Annotated in this window: 16 protein-coding genes; all 16 read left to right on the top strand. The window is 47.4% G+C overall.

The window, feature by feature from the left end; genetic code table 11:
* A partial coding sequence (locus ABDK92_09190) for a flagellin (protein ID MEN3186782.1) occupies window positions 1-871 on the top strand: 871 nt, incomplete at its 5' end.
* A gap of 60 nt (window positions 872-931) precedes the next feature.
* Window positions 932-1,300: a flagellar protein FlaG gene (locus tag ABDK92_09185; protein MEN3186781.1), complete on the top strand. Its 369-nt coding sequence runs from the start codon at window positions 932-934 to the stop codon at window positions 1,298-1,300.
* Window positions 1,301-2,677 (top strand): flagellar filament capping protein FliD, encoded by a 1,377-nt coding sequence (gene fliD / locus ABDK92_09180; GenBank protein ID MEN3186780.1) that lies wholly within the window; start codon window positions 1,301-1,303, stop codon window positions 2,675-2,677.
* 12 nt (window positions 2,678-2,689) lie between these two features.
* The gene (fliS, locus tag ABDK92_09175) at window positions 2,690-3,073 is read left to right on the top strand and encodes a flagellar export chaperone FliS (GenBank protein ID MEN3186779.1); all 384 of its coding nucleotides are present in this window, start codon (window positions 2,690-2,692) and stop codon (window positions 3,071-3,073) included.
* On the top strand, window positions 3,066-3,443 hold the full coding sequence (locus ABDK92_09170) for a hypothetical protein (protein ID MEN3186778.1): 378 nt from the start codon (window positions 3,066-3,068) through the stop codon (window positions 3,441-3,443). Before fliS ends, ABDK92_09170 begins: the two co-directional genes overlap by 8 nt.
* Window positions 3,444-3,490: 47 nt before the next feature.
* On the top strand, window positions 3,491-5,155 hold the full coding sequence (locus ABDK92_09165; protein MEN3186777.1) for a tetratricopeptide repeat protein: 1,665 nt from the start codon (window positions 3,491-3,493) through the stop codon (window positions 5,153-5,155).
* Window positions 5,156-5,608: 453 nt separating this feature from the next.
* Window positions 5,609-8,023 (top strand): methyltransferase domain-containing protein, encoded by a 2,415-nt coding sequence (locus ABDK92_09160; protein MEN3186776.1) that lies wholly within the window; start codon window positions 5,609-5,611, stop codon window positions 8,021-8,023.
* A 595-nt stretch (window positions 8,024-8,618) separates the two neighbouring features.
* Window positions 8,619-8,795, top strand: a complete 177-nt coding sequence (gene rpsU / locus ABDK92_09155; GenBank protein MEN3186775.1) for a 30S ribosomal protein S21 — start codon at window positions 8,619-8,621, stop codon at window positions 8,793-8,795.
* Window positions 8,792-9,250, top strand: a complete 459-nt coding sequence (locus ABDK92_09150) for a GatB/YqeY domain-containing protein (protein MEN3186774.1) — start codon at window positions 8,792-8,794, stop codon at window positions 9,248-9,250. Before rpsU ends, ABDK92_09150 begins: the two co-directional genes overlap by 4 nt.
* 9 nt (window positions 9,251-9,259) lie before the next feature.
* Window positions 9,260-10,252, top strand: coding sequence for a PhoH family protein (locus tag ABDK92_09145; protein ID MEN3186773.1), 993 nt, complete (start codon window positions 9,260-9,262; stop codon window positions 10,250-10,252).
* Window positions 10,221-12,308 (top strand): HDIG domain-containing metalloprotein, encoded by a 2,088-nt coding sequence (locus ABDK92_09140; protein MEN3186772.1) that lies wholly within the window; start codon window positions 10,221-10,223, stop codon window positions 12,306-12,308. The genes ABDK92_09145 and ABDK92_09140 overlap by 32 nt, the downstream gene beginning before the upstream one ends.
* Complete coding sequence (gene cdd / locus ABDK92_09135; GenBank protein ID MEN3186771.1) at window positions 12,268-13,113, top strand: cytidine deaminase; 846 nt, start codon at window positions 12,268-12,270, stop codon at window positions 13,111-13,113. Before ABDK92_09140 ends, cdd begins: the two co-directional genes overlap by 41 nt.
* On the top strand, window positions 13,110-13,994 hold the full coding sequence (era, locus tag ABDK92_09130) for a GTPase Era (GenBank protein MEN3186770.1): 885 nt from the start codon (window positions 13,110-13,112) through the stop codon (window positions 13,992-13,994). Before cdd ends, era begins: the two co-directional genes overlap by 4 nt.
* Window positions 13,991-14,761 carry a DNA repair protein RecO gene (gene recO / locus ABDK92_09125; GenBank protein ID MEN3186769.1) on the top strand — a complete coding sequence of 257 codons (771 nt, stop codon included), beginning with the start codon at window positions 13,991-13,993 and terminating at the stop codon, window positions 14,759-14,761. The genes era and recO overlap by 4 nt, the downstream gene beginning before the upstream one ends.
* A gap of 69 nt (window positions 14,762-14,830) precedes the next feature.
* Complete coding sequence (locus ABDK92_09120) at window positions 14,831-14,923, top strand: 30S ribosomal protein THX (GenBank protein ID MEN3186768.1); 93 nt, start codon at window positions 14,831-14,833, stop codon at window positions 14,921-14,923.
* 147 nt (window positions 14,924-15,070) lie between these two features.
* Window positions 15,071-15,925, top strand: coding sequence for a glycine--tRNA ligase subunit alpha (locus ABDK92_09115; protein ID MEN3186767.1), 855 nt, complete (start codon window positions 15,071-15,073; stop codon window positions 15,923-15,925).
* Window positions 15,926-15,998 lie beyond the last annotated feature (73 nt).

Below are 15,998 nucleotides of genomic sequence, written 5' to 3'. Positions count from 1 at the left end.
CGATACTTTAAGGGATGTTCAGAATAAGCTCAACAAGGCCATTGCTGAAGGACTTAACCAGGGGCAGTACGTGGGTGATTACAGTAACAAGTTTGTCCAATACGTCACCACCCCCTACGCTAACTCTCCCGAAGCGGTTGCCGGGACCTTTGTCATTCGTACGGCTGTTCCAGGTAACGAGGGAAAACTCTACTTCAGTGGTGACCAGGCGTTCATCAATGCTCTGAGCCTCACTGTGATTCAGGAAGCTGAAGACAGTAAGTTCAGGGTGACGATCACCAATGCCCACACTGGCGAACAGTTGAACCAGGTCGACATCTCCGGTAATCGTCTGGTGGGTGCTGTGGATCCCAACCTGGATGTCATCTTTGATGCCATGAGTGACATTCAGGTGACCTTTAACACCAATCCTGCGGTGAGGGCCTGGCATTTTTCGGCGGATCCAGCCCAGACCAGAACCTACGTGCACTTAGCGAACTCCTCGCTCATCTTCCACATTGGAGCCAACGCCAGACAGGACATGAACGCTTCCATTGGCCGGATTGACACCATGGGACTCAATCTCGATTCGATTCTCCTCATCGATAACGCGACAGCCAATGACGCCATCGTGCGCCTGGACAACGCCATTGCTCAGGTCTCGGATCAGCGAGCTATTCTTGGTGCTTTGCAGAACCGCCTGGAGCACACCATTGCGAACCTGGGTGTAGCCAAGGAGAACATCGCTGCTGCTGAGTCTCGTATCCGGGATGTGGATATGGCCGAAGAGATGATGGCCTTCACCCGAGCTCAGATTCTTATGCAGGCTGGTGTGGCCATGCTGGCTCAAGCCAACACCATCCCGCAGATGGTGTTGCAGCTCTTGCGGTAGGGTTTCTGGTATACGTGGTGGGGGTGTTTTGCCCCCACCACCGGGTAAGGAGTGAGCACCATGGATGTCCAGAAAGTAACTGGTCCTTTAGAGAAGCTTTCTTCTCAGGGGGAGAAAAGAGTATCAGAGAATTTGACTTCGGGTGAACGCAGTGTGGAAGCGTTTCCCAGAGAGGATTTTTCCGAGAAGGAGACAAGAGCGCTCTCGAAGGAAAAATTGGTTCATCTTGTGAAACAGATGAACACCGTGATGGAGGCGCTTTCTATCGAAGCGCGTTTTTCGGTTCATCAGCCTACCCATGCCATTGTGGTAACGCTCATTAACCGTGATACGGGAGAAATTGTCCGCCAAATCCCTCCTGAAAAGCTCCTTGATATGGTGGCTCGCCTGCGGGAACTGGCGGGACTCTTTGTGGACGAGGTGGTGTAGGTGGCAGGAATCACCATTGATGGACTTGTTTCTGGAATTCAAACCGGTGATGTGATTGCCAAGTTGATGGAGGTGGAGCGCCTTCCAGTAACCCGAATGGAAGAGCAAAAAAAAGAGTATCAGACCAAAATTACACTCCTTCAAGACTTGGCCACGAAGCTTGCCACGCTGAAACTGAGTGCCGATAATCTGAAAACTTCCTCGCTGTACCGTTCTCGAGTGGTGGTTTCCTCAAATGAGACCGTCCTCACCGCTTCCGCTCAGGCTGGAGCACCAGTGGGTCGGTATACCCTTACCGTGGAACAGATTGCCCTGGCTCACCAATTAGCCAGTGGTGTTACTTCGGATCCAGCGGCTCAGGTGTTTGGCAGCGGAACTATCACCATCCAGGTTGGGTCTGGGAGTCCAAAAGTAATCAACGTGTCTTCTTCGAAAGGTTCTCTCAATGGAATCCGCGATTTGATCAACAACGCGGGTTTACCAGTCTCGGCAACGGTGGTGGGTGCCAATGGCGAGTACCGCCTCGTTCTCCTGAGTCAGATTACCGGGCAGGATGGAGAGGTCAACGTAGCCGTTAACCTTACCGGGGGAAGCGAAACCCTGAGTTTTTCCACCATCCAGCCACCGCAAAATGCTCGGGTACTTCTTGGGGTGGCCTCGGGAGGTTCTACGCCTCTTTCTTTTGAATTCTCTTCCAATACCGTGCAAAATCTCCTTCCAGGAGTGGCCTTGAATCTGCTTAGTGCCAGCACTAATCCGGTGACCGTGGAGGTCAAGGAAGACACAGGCCTCCTTGAAGAACAGATTCGGCGCTTTGTGGAAAGCTATAACGATGTGATATCGCTTGTCAAAGAGTACACTTTTTATGACCCTGATACCAGGAAAAAGGGACCGTTTCTGGGGAACGTTAATCTGAGCATCATTCGTTCACAGCTGGAACGCATCATTACTGCACCAGTAAGTGGTGTTGAGAAAGCCGTCAATAGTCTGGCCATGCTGGGGATTACCCTCACCAAAACCGGTGTGTTGCAAGTTGAAAATCCTCAGGCACTATCGGAAAAGATTTCTCAAAATCTCTCCGAAGTGGAAAAGCTCTTTACCCGGGGTATTGCGCGGAGTTTTTCTGAAGCGATCCAAAATATAACCCGTTACGGAAGCGGTGTCATCTGGGTGGAGCAGAACATGTATCGCACCATGAGTGATACCCTCGATAAACGCATCGCTTCTTTAGAGCAGTCGCTCCGTATCCGTGAGCAACGCCTCTGGAGGCAATTTACCAATCTTGAGAAGTACCTCTCTACGATGAAGTCCCAGAGTACATGGCTTGCGAACCAGGTGGCTGCGCTGACCAATCAAGCGAAGTCGTCGTCTTCATAAGGGGTGAATGCCATGAATGCCTATGTAAACGTTGTCCGTTCGTATCAACACAATGATGTTGATACGGCGTCGCCGGTTCACTTAATCGTTCTCCTGTATGATGGGGCGATACGTTTTTTTCGCCTTAGTGCTCGGGCTCATTCTGAAGGGAAAAAAGAGGAAGCGCGAGCCTATCTTTTGCGGGCAGAAAAAATCATCCTGGAACTTTTGTGTGTTCTTGACCTGGAGAAAGGTGGTGAAATTGCTCAGAATCTCTCTGAACTCTATCGGTTTATCATTGGTCAATGTAGTGCTTTGAATGATGAAGATTACGGAGAGGTCATTGAAGCCAACTGTCGCCTCCTTTCGGGTCTGCGCGAGGCCTGGGTTCAGCTTGAGCGTGCCACCAATGGATGAAGATCCTGTTGATAAGAAAATTGGATTACTGGAAAAAATTTTGGAGCTCACTCAGGCTATGCAAAAAGAGTTGGAGGATGGTGTTTCCGAAACGCTACTTTTGCTCCTCGATGAACGCGGGAAACTCATCCGCGAGGTTGAGCAGTGTGATCAGGAAATCGACTTTGCGACGCTTACCCCAGAGGATCGGGAAAGAATGCTCGGTTTGCTTCGCCAGATCGCCATGCTGAACGAAGATATGAATGCTCGTCTGTCTACGGCTATCGCCGCCGAAAAGGAGGCCATTGTGAGCATGCGGAAAGAACAAACGTTTTTACAAAAGGTTCAAGAAAATCTTCCTCCCTCCCGAGGTTTTGATGCAGGTGGATAATCTGGCAAATAAATTCATCAGTCCCGTATAAAGGAGACGTGATGGGTATGCCGCTTCGGGTTGTTGACTACGGTGGAAATGAAAACCGTGATATTCAAGCTCTGATTCAGGAGGGCCATCGGTGTTTTTTCGATGGTCAGCTGGATAGAGCAAAAGCCCTTTTCCAGCGAGTTTTACAGGGTAGTCCTTCCCATCCAGAAGCTCTCCATGGTCTTGGAGTGATAGCCCTCAAGGAGGGTCGTTACAAAGAGGCGATTCGATACTTACAACAGGCTGTGGCAGAAAATCCCCATTTTGCCGAAGCCTGGAACAACTTGGGGTTTGCTCTGTATAAGAAAGGTCGTTACCACGAAGCTCAGGAAGCCCTTGAGAAAGCCCTGCAGCTTACTCCTCGTGAACCATCGGTACGGGAAAACGTCAAAGTTTTGGCGCGACTCACCGGGAAAAAGGTGAAAGCGGTTTCTCCTTTCCTTTCCCTGTGTATGATCGTCCGTGACGAGGTCGAAAACTTACAAAAGCACCTCGCCCGCATGAAGGACTATTTTGACGATGTGGTGGTGGTTGATACCGGTTCTCAAGATGCCACAAAAACGATAACCTCTTCTCTTGGTGCTCGGGTCTTTTCCCTTCCCTGGGAGAACGATTTTTCTAAAGCCCGTAATGAATCCCTCAAGCACGCTCGTGGGGAATGGATTCTCGTTCTTGACGCTGACGAATTCATGGATGAAGAGGGTGTCTTGAAGCTTAAGGAAGTTGCTCATAAAACCGATGCCATGGGTTTTCAGCTTCCTATTTATAACTACAACCGCAGGCAAGAAGTGGGGGTTGTGAATTTTGCCCTCCGCTTTTTCCGCCGCCATCCGAAAATTCGTTTTGCCGGGCGTATCCACGAAACCGTTGAGGATTCCATCGTTACTCTTGGGGGTACAATCGGCCGAGTTAATATTCCCATCCACCATTTTGGCTATACTGATCCAGACGCTTTGACCCGTAAAACCGTGGAGCGAAACTTCCCCATCATCGAGGAACTCTACCGTACCGAGCCTGAAAACGTTCAAGCGGTTCTCTACTACGCCAAGACTAAACTAGTTACTTTCCGTGACCATCAGGAGGCTAAAAGAGCCCTTCTCCGGCTGGTGGGAAATCCCAGGTGGCGTGGGAGACCTGGCTACATTGAAGGACTGCTCTATCTTGGCCATGTTTTTGCCGATGAAAAGCGATTCTCTATTGCCGAGCGCATCTACGAAAAGGTACGGCAGTACGACCCGTATCTTCCCGATGCCCTCTTTGCTCTAGGGAATCTCTACTTTATCCAGGGTTTGTATTCCAAGGCACTGGAGTTTCTGGAGGGTATCTTGACCCTTGAAGCCGGTAAGGCGAAAACGAATCTGGTCCGTTTTTCCTTCACCGACGAAGTCCTCTACGAACGTTTGACCCGCTCGGCTATCGAGTGTGGTCAAATTGAAAAAGCCATCAACTATGGGGAAAAACTGCGAAACCTTTTGCCCGATGACCCTAATGTCCTTCATAACCTTGCTCTAGCTTACTTTCAGGGTGGTCAGTATCTTCATGCTGAAACTCTCTGGAGAGAGGTCCTCCAGAAAGACTCCCTTCATGCTGAAGCTAGGTCCTTACTCTTTTACCTTTATACCCTTCAGGGCCGTTCCCAGGAAGCTCAGTCTGTCCTTCAAGAGGTAACCACTTTGGTTTGATGGTTTACGAAGTTGTTCAATTTTCTCGAAAAAAGAGGGCTTCTGGTTTTTACTTCGTTTCCCGTACTCAGGACATGAATCAGTTGCCGTCGCATTAACCTTGCTACGTTCGCTTGTGAAGGTCTATCTTTCGGGTATGCCCTGGGGAATAGAGTCCTCCAAACCTCTATATAGTGTATGTAGCGGGGTCCTCTAGAATTGACTTGCACGTTCGGGCACGAATTCCTGTTGCGCGTTTTTATGGTTTTGTAGTTCGATTTTCGACTTTTTTCTAAAGCATAGGGGATGGCTCTGTCGGTGTTTTTATCGATTACTCATTCGACAGTACTCACCATTGCTATTATCCCTAATTAATAGGCTAAAGAGCTTTGGGCGGGGATTTTTTGCGAGACGTGTTTGGCATAATAGTTCATCTTGGGAATGGTGAGCGATGATTTGAGGTGGGATGAAACGGTGCGTGAAATTATTCGACAGTTCGTTCAGGTAGTGGCCGAAGTGTTACCGTGTCCTGAGCCGGTTTACGAATTTGGTTCTCTGCAGGTTCCGGGACAAGAGGGATTTGCTGATTTACGTCCCTTCTTTTCTGGCAAAAGATATATCGGTTGTGACATGCGTCCCGGACCAGGTGTAGATATAATTTTGAATCTTCATCATATTGACCTTCCCGACGCGGTCGCGGGAACAGTGCTTATGGTGGATACTCTGGAGCATGTTGAGTTCCCCTGGAAAGCGATGGATGAAGTCTATCGCATTCTCCGGCCGGGTGGTTTTGTGGTGATGAGTTCAGTGATGAACTTTCCCATCCACGACTACCCTTTTGATTACTGGCGCTTTACACCAGAAGCTTTTTGGAGTTTGCTGCAAAAGTTTCCCTATCGGTTGGTAGAATGGGTTGGTCATCCACAGTTTCCCCATACGGTGGTTGGTGTGGGGTGCAAGGGAGAACTTCCTGAGAGAGACCGTCAGCACTTTGAAAAGAAAATTAAAGCATGGAAAGAGCGATGGAGTGTACCGAATTTCTTTACAAAGGTTCCGGAGAGTCGATCGGTCGCTTGTGAGAAAACGAGCTCCTATTACGCTTTCTCTCGACCAGAAGTTCGCGCTCTCATTCCCCATGGGTGTCAGCGGATTCTCGATGTGGGTTGTGGTGAGGGAAACTTGGGGGGTATGCTGAAAGAGGAACGCCAATGTGAAGTATGGGGAGTGGAAATCAATTTTCAGGTGGCTGCAGAGGCGGAAAAAAAGCTTGACCGGGTTTTGGTGGGGAATTACGAGGAGTTGGTAACGGAGCTTCCAGAAGCATACTTTGATTGTGTGATTTTCGCTGATGTTTTGGAACACTTTGTTGATCCCTGGAAGGCTCTGGAGGAGACCAGGCGTGTTTTAAAGGAGGGAGGGTATATTGTTGCCAGTGTTCCCAATGTACGCCACTGGAGTGTGATTCAGAGTCTTCTTGAGGGAGAGTGGAATTACCAGGAGGCGGGAATCCTTGATCGGAGCCACCTTCGTTTTTTCACAGGTCGCTCGTTGATGGAACTCTTTCGCGGAAGGGGATTTCGGGTGGAAAGCCTTCAGGGAACAACCATTCAAAATATGACTATTCCTCAGGAATTCGTTCGAGCCATCCGCAGCGTGGGTATTTCGGCAGAAGGTTTTACTGAGGAAAGCGCGATTTACCAGTACCTCATACTGGCACAAAAAGAAGCTGCTTGGGGACTCGTTTCCCTCATCCTCCTCACTCGTAACAACCTTGCATACACCAAGCTGTGTCTCGAAAGCATTCGTCGTTATACCCCCGAACCTCATGAAATCATCGTAGTGGATAACGGTTCAACGGATGGGACTGTCGAATACCTGCAAGAGCAACCTGATGTGAGACTCGTCGAGAACGGATATAACCTCGGTTTTGCTCTGGGGAATAACCGGGGTCTACAGGAAGCAAGGGGTGACTTCGTTGTTTTCCTCAATAACGACGTGGTGGTGACCGAAGGGTGGTTGGCCAGACTCGTAGCTTGTGCGAGAGAAGATGAGAAAGTCGGTGCTGTGGGGCCACGGTCTAACTATGTTGTTGGACAGCAGCTGGTTCCTAACGTGCCCTATGGAGAAGACATGGAAGCGATGCAGGAGTTTGCGCGAGCCTGGAGCGTGGAGCACGCCAGAAAACGGGACGTTGTTTCCAGGGTCATCGGTTTCTGTATGCTGGTCAAGAGAGCTGTAATTGAAAAGATCGGAGGTTTTGATCCCATCTTTGGAACAGGTAATTTTGAAGACGACGACTTTTGTTTACGGTTGCAGCTTGCTGGATTTACCATAAAAATTGCCCACGATGTATTTATCCACCACTTTGGAAGTAAGACCTTTCGGAGTGAACACGTTGATTACCAGGCGCTTATGAAGCACAACTGGGCTTTGTTTAAGAAAAAATGGAATCTTCCTGAAAACCTGCCTATGGAAAAGGGGTATACCCCGCTTGACCTCTTACGGCAACCGTTTCAGAAGGAAAAACACTTTGTGCCGCTGAGGTTTGCACCACTTCCCCTTGATGGAGCAAGAGAAAGAAAGTATCTTTCCTCATGGAATCCGAAAAATGTATGCTGGTTTGTTGAACATTTTACCGCCGAAGACCCAGTCACTTTAGTTCTTTACTATCCCTCGGAAGAGGCGTATGAAAAGGTTAAACGTTTTTTGGAGGAGAAAAGATATCAGGATGATCAAATACCTGATATTTTGCTTTACGCGGAAAAACTGCCTCCGGCGAAAATCCCCGAGCTGGTGAACGCAGTGGACGCAGTTTTTCCCGACAACGGAAATACATCGTTTGTTCTCTGGGGTGTGTACCTCGGTAAAAATATCTTAACTATTTCCTGAATTCGAGCGAGTTTAACTGCTTTCGATGGGTCAACTTTTTTCAGGTCTTCATAATCCTTTGGTGAATATTTTCTCTATTGACATCAGTGAACGCGAGCGGTGAGGTTAAAAGTCTGCAGATTGCGTTCGGCCTGGCTTGATGTTTCATTCCTCCGCTTTTCCCATTCGAGCAGTATGGGAAATGGAGTCAATTCTGGTTACTTTGCGAGCTTGGCGAATTGCGTTTCTGGTTTTCCCTGCATTTATCCGCGCTGGTAGAAAACGAATCATGCCTGGCTTTCGCACGGTAGTTCCTGTACGGTGTCGATCTCGTCTGGGGGATCTACTTTTTTGTGGCCCGAGGACGTCAGGAGGTGCTAGAGACAAGTGGTAGAGGAGGACTCTGTGGTTTGAATTGGGCCACAGTCTATTTTAGCACCGTGCGGCAAGGTCTTTAAAGGATGAATTCGTGGGGCGCAACGAGAAAGGGGGTAGCAACACTTTGGGTTTGCAGGTCTTTCTGGGTGTTCCTGAGGTGATCGGCTCTTGCCATCAATTGACAGGGTTCCTTGAATTTTCTATAATGTTCTTACTTTTGATTGAGGGAGGAATAAGGGTGACCGAGGTTCGGGTTGGCCAAGGAGAGAGTATTGATGAAGCATTGAAGCGTTTTAAGAGGAAGTGCCAGCGTAATGGGATTATTTCGGAGATGAAACGGAGAGAACACTACGAAAAGCCGAGCGAGAAGAAGCGTAAACGGGCTCAGGCTGCACGGAGGAAAAAGAGAAGATGACTGAAAATGGTTCTTTTCTCAAAGAGCGTCTTCTTGAAGCCATGAAAGGTGCTCTTCGAGCGAAAGACCAGATTCGGCTTGATACAGTACGGCTTATTTTAGCTGAGATCAAAAATGCAGAAATTGAGAAACGGGCTTCTTTGACGGACGATGAAATTACCGTGCTGATTCGTCGAGGTATTAAGAAGCGGGAGGAAAGCATCGTCTACTTTGAAAAAGGGGGGAGACCAGAGCTTCTGGAGAGAGCTCATCGGGAGATCGAAGTATTGCGGGAATTCCTTCCTTCTCAGCTTTCTCGAGAAGAAATCATTCATATCGTTCGCGAGGTGCTTCGTTCATGTCCCGCGGATGCTTCTTTTGGGACGGTCATGAAAGAGGTTATGGTGCGCGTTCAGGGTAGAGCCGAAGGCCAGGTGGTTTCTGCAATAGTGAGACAGGAAATGAATATGAGGTGATTACAAAACTTGTCTGCAGAGGCTACCCTAAGGGATTGTGAGTTTCGTCTTCCTCTCAGAAGTGTTCAAGAAACCCAAAAGTTTTTTGGACAACTCGATGCCAATATCAGGATTTTAGAAGAAGTCTTTGAAATCGAAGTTCATACAGAAGGAGATGCGCTGGTTATAAGAAGCCAGAAGAAGCCAGAACTTCTTCCGGTAGCCTGTTCGTTTTTAGAAGAATTGACTTCTTTTTTTCAGGAAGAAACAGCTATAACCCCTGAAGACCTGCGAAAAATGGCTTTGAGTTTTAAAGAGAACCGGAAAGCATGGTGGAAAAGTGCTTTGGAAGAGACCATTTTTGTCACCGCTTCACACAAGGTCATCCGAGCCAAAACCCTGGGGCAACTCCGGTATGTTCGGGCTATAAAAGAGCGAGAAATCGTTTTTTGCATTGGTCCGGCAGGGACCGGTAAAACGTATTTGGCTATGGCGATGGCCTGTAACGCTTTGCAGAAAAAAGAAGTGAACCGGATTGTGCTGGTAAGACCGGCGGTGGAAGCGGGAGAAAGTTTGGGTTATTTACCGGGGGATTTAAAGGAGAAGATTGAACCCTATTTGCGTCCTCTGTATGATGCCCTTTATGAAATGCTTTCCCCGGAACGATTTCAGAAGTACAGTGAAAAGGGTGTTATCGAAGTTGCACCATTGGCCTATATGAGAGGAAGGACCCTCAACGATTCATTTATCGTGCTTGATGAGGCTCAGAATACCACTCCTGAACAGATGAAGATGTTTTTAACCAGAATGGGTTTTGGTTCGAAGGTGGTGGTGACTGGGGATATTACCCAGGTGGACTTACCCGCCGGGAAGCGGTCCGGCCTTATCGTGGTGCAGGAAATCCTCAAAGACATTTCTGGGATCGAGTTTGTTTACCTGAGCGAGAAGGATGTTGTGCGCCATCATTTAGTTCAGGAAATTATTCTGGCTTATGAAAGATTTGAAAAAAATCGTCAAAAGTAGACTTGCTTTTTTCTCCTTTCGGACCCTTAATTTCCCTCTTTACGGGATTGCTCTGTTTTTCATTTTCTGGTTTTTTTATACCCCCCAGGAGTTTCGCATTCAGGAGGGAGAAGTCGCCAATTTTGATATTGTGGCCAGTAAAACGATAGAAATCGTGGATGCAGAAAAAACTGAGGAATTGAAGAGGCAGGTTCTGTCAAGTCTGGCACCAGAATACCGCGTGGATGAGAGTATCAATGAGAGTCTCAAAAAAGAGGTGAACGAATTTTTCGTAGCCATCGAGGAGTTCCGGAGCGGAACGCTGCTGGTTTCCCCGCAAGCCCAGGATGTTTTCTGCGGAAAATGGAAAATTACGCGGGGTACTTTTGAGCAACTGGTCTACGCTCGCGAAGAAGAATATCAGGAGGTGAAAAATACCTTTTTGGGGCTCCTTGTACGGTATCTTTTCCAGCCGATCCGACAGGAAGGTTTAGGGGAAACCATTTTGGAAATGAACGCAGAGCTGGATGCGATGCATCTTTCCGCTGAGGCAAGCCGGGTGGTAAGTTTTCTTTTGTATCGTTTTTTAAGGCCGAATGCGATCGTCGATTCCGAAGCAACTCAGAAAAAACGTTTGGAAGCTTTGCAATCAGTCAAGCCGGTTTTGCGTACGATTCCCCGGGGGACGGTGATTGTGTCCCGGGGAAGGATGGTCACGGCCAGCGAGGTAAAGACTCTTGAGATTCTGGGACTTTTACGGAGTGAACATTTCTGGGTACGCCTGCTCACACTCGTTCTCCTCATCGGAGGATGTTTGAGTGTGGAGTATTATTACCTGAAACGCTTCGATCCCACTTTTTTGGAGCGTAATGCTTTTTTACTCCTTCGCATTGTCGTGGTTGCGGGTACGTTGACTTTAAATAGTGCTTTGTTTCGTTTTTCAGACCGTTTGGTGATTCTGAGTGCGATTCCTTTGGTTCTTTTTGCACTTCTCGGTCGGAGTTTTACACTGGGTGAGTCGCTGGTTATTTTCCCCCTTTTTGTCTGGGGTATGCGTGCCGATTTTTTCCAGGTTGTGTACCTTTACTTTAATTTGCTGTTGCCCATTTTCATTTTGGGAAAGAGCTTAAAAAGGAAAGACCTGGTACAAGTGGGCTTTGAAGTCGCCCTCGTAAATCTGGTCTTGAACGTATTTTTTAGTCTTCAGAGTGGAGCGACTTCGGTTGACACGATGGGTAACGCGCTGTATGGGTTTGGAGGAGGGATTCTTGGAGCAATCGTTGCGCTGGGGGGTATCTCCTTTTTTGAGAGTACCTTGCGTTTTACCTCAGACATTCATTTGGTGGAATTTTTAAATCCGACGTATCCGCTCTTACAGCGGTTACTCATGGAAGCGCCTGGAACCTATAGCCATAGCTTGATGGTAGCAAACCTTGCCGAAGCTGCTTCAGAGGAGATTGGAGCCAATCCTCTTCTTGTAAGGGTAGGGGCATACTACCATGATATTGGGAAATTGAAAAGACCATATTTTTTTGTTGAAAATCAGCTACCGGGGAATAACGTCCACGATCGCCTTTCTCCTACTTTGAGTGCCCTGGTGATTCAAAAACATGTCAAAGATGGTTTAGACCTTGCTATCCAGTACCGATTGCCATTGGAAGTTCGGGAAATTATTCGCCGCCACCATGGAAAAAGCTTGATTCGGTATTTCTATAATAAGGCTCTGGGGAGGGGAGAAAAAACCGTTGAAGAAGTGGAATTCAGGTATGGCGGTCCGTTGCCACACACCAAAGAAGAAGTCCTGGTTTTTTTAGCTGATAGTATTGAGGCAGCGGTGCGTTGTATTGATAACCCTTCTCCAAAGCGTATTGAGACCATGGTTAATGGGATTATCGATACGTATTTACGCGATGGGCAGCTTAACGAGTCTTCTTTAACCCTGCAAGACCTGCACCGTGTTGCTCAGAAGTTTACCGTGCTTATTAACGGATTGTTTCATACTCGGATTGCGTATCCGGAAATTGAGGAGACCAAAAATGGCCGGAAGAAGGATGTTACGCATCGAATTGATCGATAAAGTGAAAAAAAGAGTCAGAGTGAGTCGACAGACGCTTCAGGATGTGGCGATGCTGGTTTTTCAGAGTGAAAACGTTTCTCCAGAAGGTATCTTGAGTGTTGGTTTTTTGGATAAAGAAGAGATACGAGCGATCAAGAGGCAATTTTTCCATCAGGATGTTGATACCGATGTGGTTGCTTTTCCTTATGGAGAGAAAGAGGGGGATAAAATATGGGGAGAAATTCTTATCTGTGTTCCCGTAGCCTTTGAGCAGGCGCAGGAACAGGGATACAGGGTGGGAGAGGAGATTCTTCTACTTTTTATTCATGGTTTACTGCACCTCCTGGGGTATCAGGATAGTACGGAAGAAGAGAGCAAAGAGATGGCGAAAAGAGCCCAAGAACTCCTCAATCTTACGAGAGAGTGGCAATTGCGGAAAAGTCTGGTCAAAAAGGCATGGGAAGCAAAAGCGTATGCGTATGCTCCATATTCCCATTTTGGGGTGGGTGCTGCACTGCTTGGGGATGGTGGAAAGATTTTTACCGGCTGTAACGTGGAAAATTCCTCGTTTGGGCTCACCATCTGTGCGGAGCGAGTGGCGCTGGTCAAAGCGGTGAGTAGTGGAGCGCAACATTTTCAGAAAATCGCCATTGTTTCTGATGCGTCTACCTTTTGTCTTCCCTGTGGCGCTTGCCGGCAGGTCCTTTTTGAGTTTGCTCCTGCTCTTGAAATTATCAGTGCTACATCATCGCTCGATTTTCAGGTGTTTCACCTCGATGAACTCTTACCGTACGGTTTCCGCCTTCACGGAGGGGGAATGCCATGAGTTTTAAATCAGGCTTTGTGGGTCTCTGGGGTCAACCAAACGTTGGAAAATCCACATTGCTGAACCGGATTTTGGGGCAGAAGGTGGCCATTGTTTCGCCTAAACCCCAGACGACCCGAAAACGGCTCAAGGGGATTCTCCATCGAGGTAATGCGCAGGTTGTTTTTATTGATACCCCGGGGCTTCATGTTCCCCAGGATGAGCTGGGCAAATTTATGCTGGAGGAAGTTAGATCCTCTTTGGTTGGTCTTGATCTTCTCTGTTACCTGATTGACCCCTTTGTGGATACTGGGAAAGACGCCCAGTACCTTTCGCTTCTCGAGGGTTTTCCCAAGCCAGTGTTCCTTCTGGTGAATAAAAAAGATCTGGTTTCTGAAAAGAGGGTCGAGGAACTTATTCAGAGCTTTGAGGGGAGCTTTCCTTTCCGGGAAAAAACGTCTGTTTCGTCTTTAACCGGCGAAGGGATTCCTGAATTCATTGAAAAGATCATTCCATATCTTCCCGAAGGACCTGCATACTACGATTATGACATGATCTCGGATAGTTTTGAGCGTGATGTTGTAGCCGAAGTTATTCGAGAAAAGGTTTTTTGGTCCACCTTTGAAGAGGTGCCCTATGGGGTGGAAGTTCGGATGGAAGAGTTTAAGGAGAAAAAAGCGGTGCTCTATATCCGGGCTACCATATACGTGGAAAAAGAATCCCACAAAGGCATTATCATTGGGGAAGGTGGAAAAATGCTCAAAAAGATTGGACAGAGTGCTCGGGAAGAAATTGAAACCCAGTGGGGGCGAAAGGTTTTTCTCGACCTCTGGGTGAAGGTGGAAAAAAACTGGAGGAAGCGGGAAAACATCCTACGGAGGTGGGGATACCGAATCCAGTGAGTGCGACCAGCCGTTACGCTCGGGATGAAGGAATTATTGTCAAACGAATCGAATTTGGAGAAATGGATTTCATCCTCACCCTTTTTACTCGACGACGAGGGAAGTTTCAGGCTATCGCTAAAGGGGCTCGTAAACTCGGGAATCGCTTTGGCGCAGCTCTCGACCTTTTTAATTTTTGTGAGTTTTTCTTCTATACTGCTTCGGGAATGACCAATCTTGTGCAGGCCAAGATCCAGCATTCTTTTCGAAACCTGTTCGGGGAAAGAGGAACGTGGATTAGTGGTGAATATTTGCTCTATATCCTTGATAAGGTGTTTGAGTTTGAAAAACCGGAAGAGCCCGTTCTTGAAGAGCTCTTGGATTTGTGGCAAGCGATGTTGCGGTTACAAGGAACAGACACCAGGTGCTATCTTTTAACCTTGCGCTTTCGGGTAATGCTTTTGCGTTTCTCTGGTATTGTGCCTCGGCTTACAGTATGTGCACGTTGTGGAAAAAGTTTTGGTCGGGAAGAGAGTTTTTTGGTTCTCTCTGAGGGTGGAAGGATTTGCCGTTTTTGTAACCAAGAAAAGGACGATACCCTTTTCCTTTCTCCACTCTCGGGGAAAGTTCTCGAATATCTCTTTCGCTCTTCTCTTGATGAAACCCTGAAGCTTCATCTTACCATGGAACAATTCCAGGATGTTGATGCACTGCTGTCGTTGTACCTCTCGCACCATCTGGAAAAAAAAGTTCTCCCTCTATGGCATTTTTTGAGGTGGGTGACGTAAAACCCTTGACCTGTATTGATACAATTTTTTTGATTGGCATTGACTCTGAAAAGAAAGGGGGCAAAAAAAATGGGAAAAGGAGATCGACGGACCAAACGGGGCAAAATATTCGCTGGTAGCTATGGAAAATATCGTCCGAAAGAAAACAAAAAGAGTAAATAAATTTTTTGGCGGGTGTATGGGTAGCCAAGGCATGCACCCGCTTGCAATGAAAGGATGGAGAACACGATTTCTTTGATTCCGGTGAGTTGACAGGAGCTTTTCGGGTTGATATAGTGTATCTTCGATGTGTTTTCTGGGGGTAGACGCGTGTTTTTTCAGGACATTATTGCAACCTTAAGTGATTACTGGAAACGGCAGGGTTGTGTGCTCGTGCAACCGTATGATATCGAAGTTGGGGCGGGGACTATGAATCCAGCGACATTTCTGCGAGTTCTGGGTCCCGAGCCATGGCGAGTGGCATACTGTGAACCATCGCGTCGTCCTACTGATGGGCGATATGGTGAAAACCCTAACCGGCTCTATGAGCATTATCAATTCCAGGTGATTATCAAGCCCTCTCCTTCTGACATTCAGGAACTCTATTTGCGAAGCCTTTTTGACCTGGGGATTGATCCCAAAGAACATGATATCCGCTTCGTTGAGGACAATTGGGAATCACCCACTTTGGGAGCCTGGGGATTAGGGTGGGAAGTGTGGCTGGATGGAATGGAGATTACTCAGTTTACATACTTTCAACAAGTTGGGGGCGTTTCGCTATCGGAAATTCCTTTGGAAATAACATACGGTGTGGAAAGAATAGCAATGTATCTGCAGGGTGTAGATAACGTATATGATGTAATGGGGAACAAAGATGTTAGATACGGCGAACTTTTCAAAGAAAACGAAAGACAGTTTTCTATCTACAACTTTGAAGAAGCCAACACGGATGCACTCTTTACACTTTACGATATATACAGAAAAGAGTTTGAGAGATTAATGGAAAGAGGTTTGCTTTTCCCTGCGTATGAACAGTTGCTTAAGTGTTCGCATACATTCAACTTGCTTGATGCACGAAATGCAATAAGTGTCGCACAGAGGCAAACGTTTATAAGAGACATAAGAGCCATGGCAAGTAAATGTGCAAAGGTATTTGTTGAAGCGGAGGGTGGTAAAAATGAGTGAATTCCTTTTTGAAATAGGAGTTGAAGAGCTTCCAACAACGGAAGTGCCCGGGATAATTCAACAGCTTTCAGAG

This window comes from Atribacterota bacterium (assembly GCA_039638595.1).
GTDB lineage: Bacteria > Atribacterota > Atribacteria > Atribacterales > Caldatribacteriaceae > Profundicultor > Profundicultor thermophilus.
This window is presented reverse-complemented; position numbering and strand designations above follow the sequence as displayed.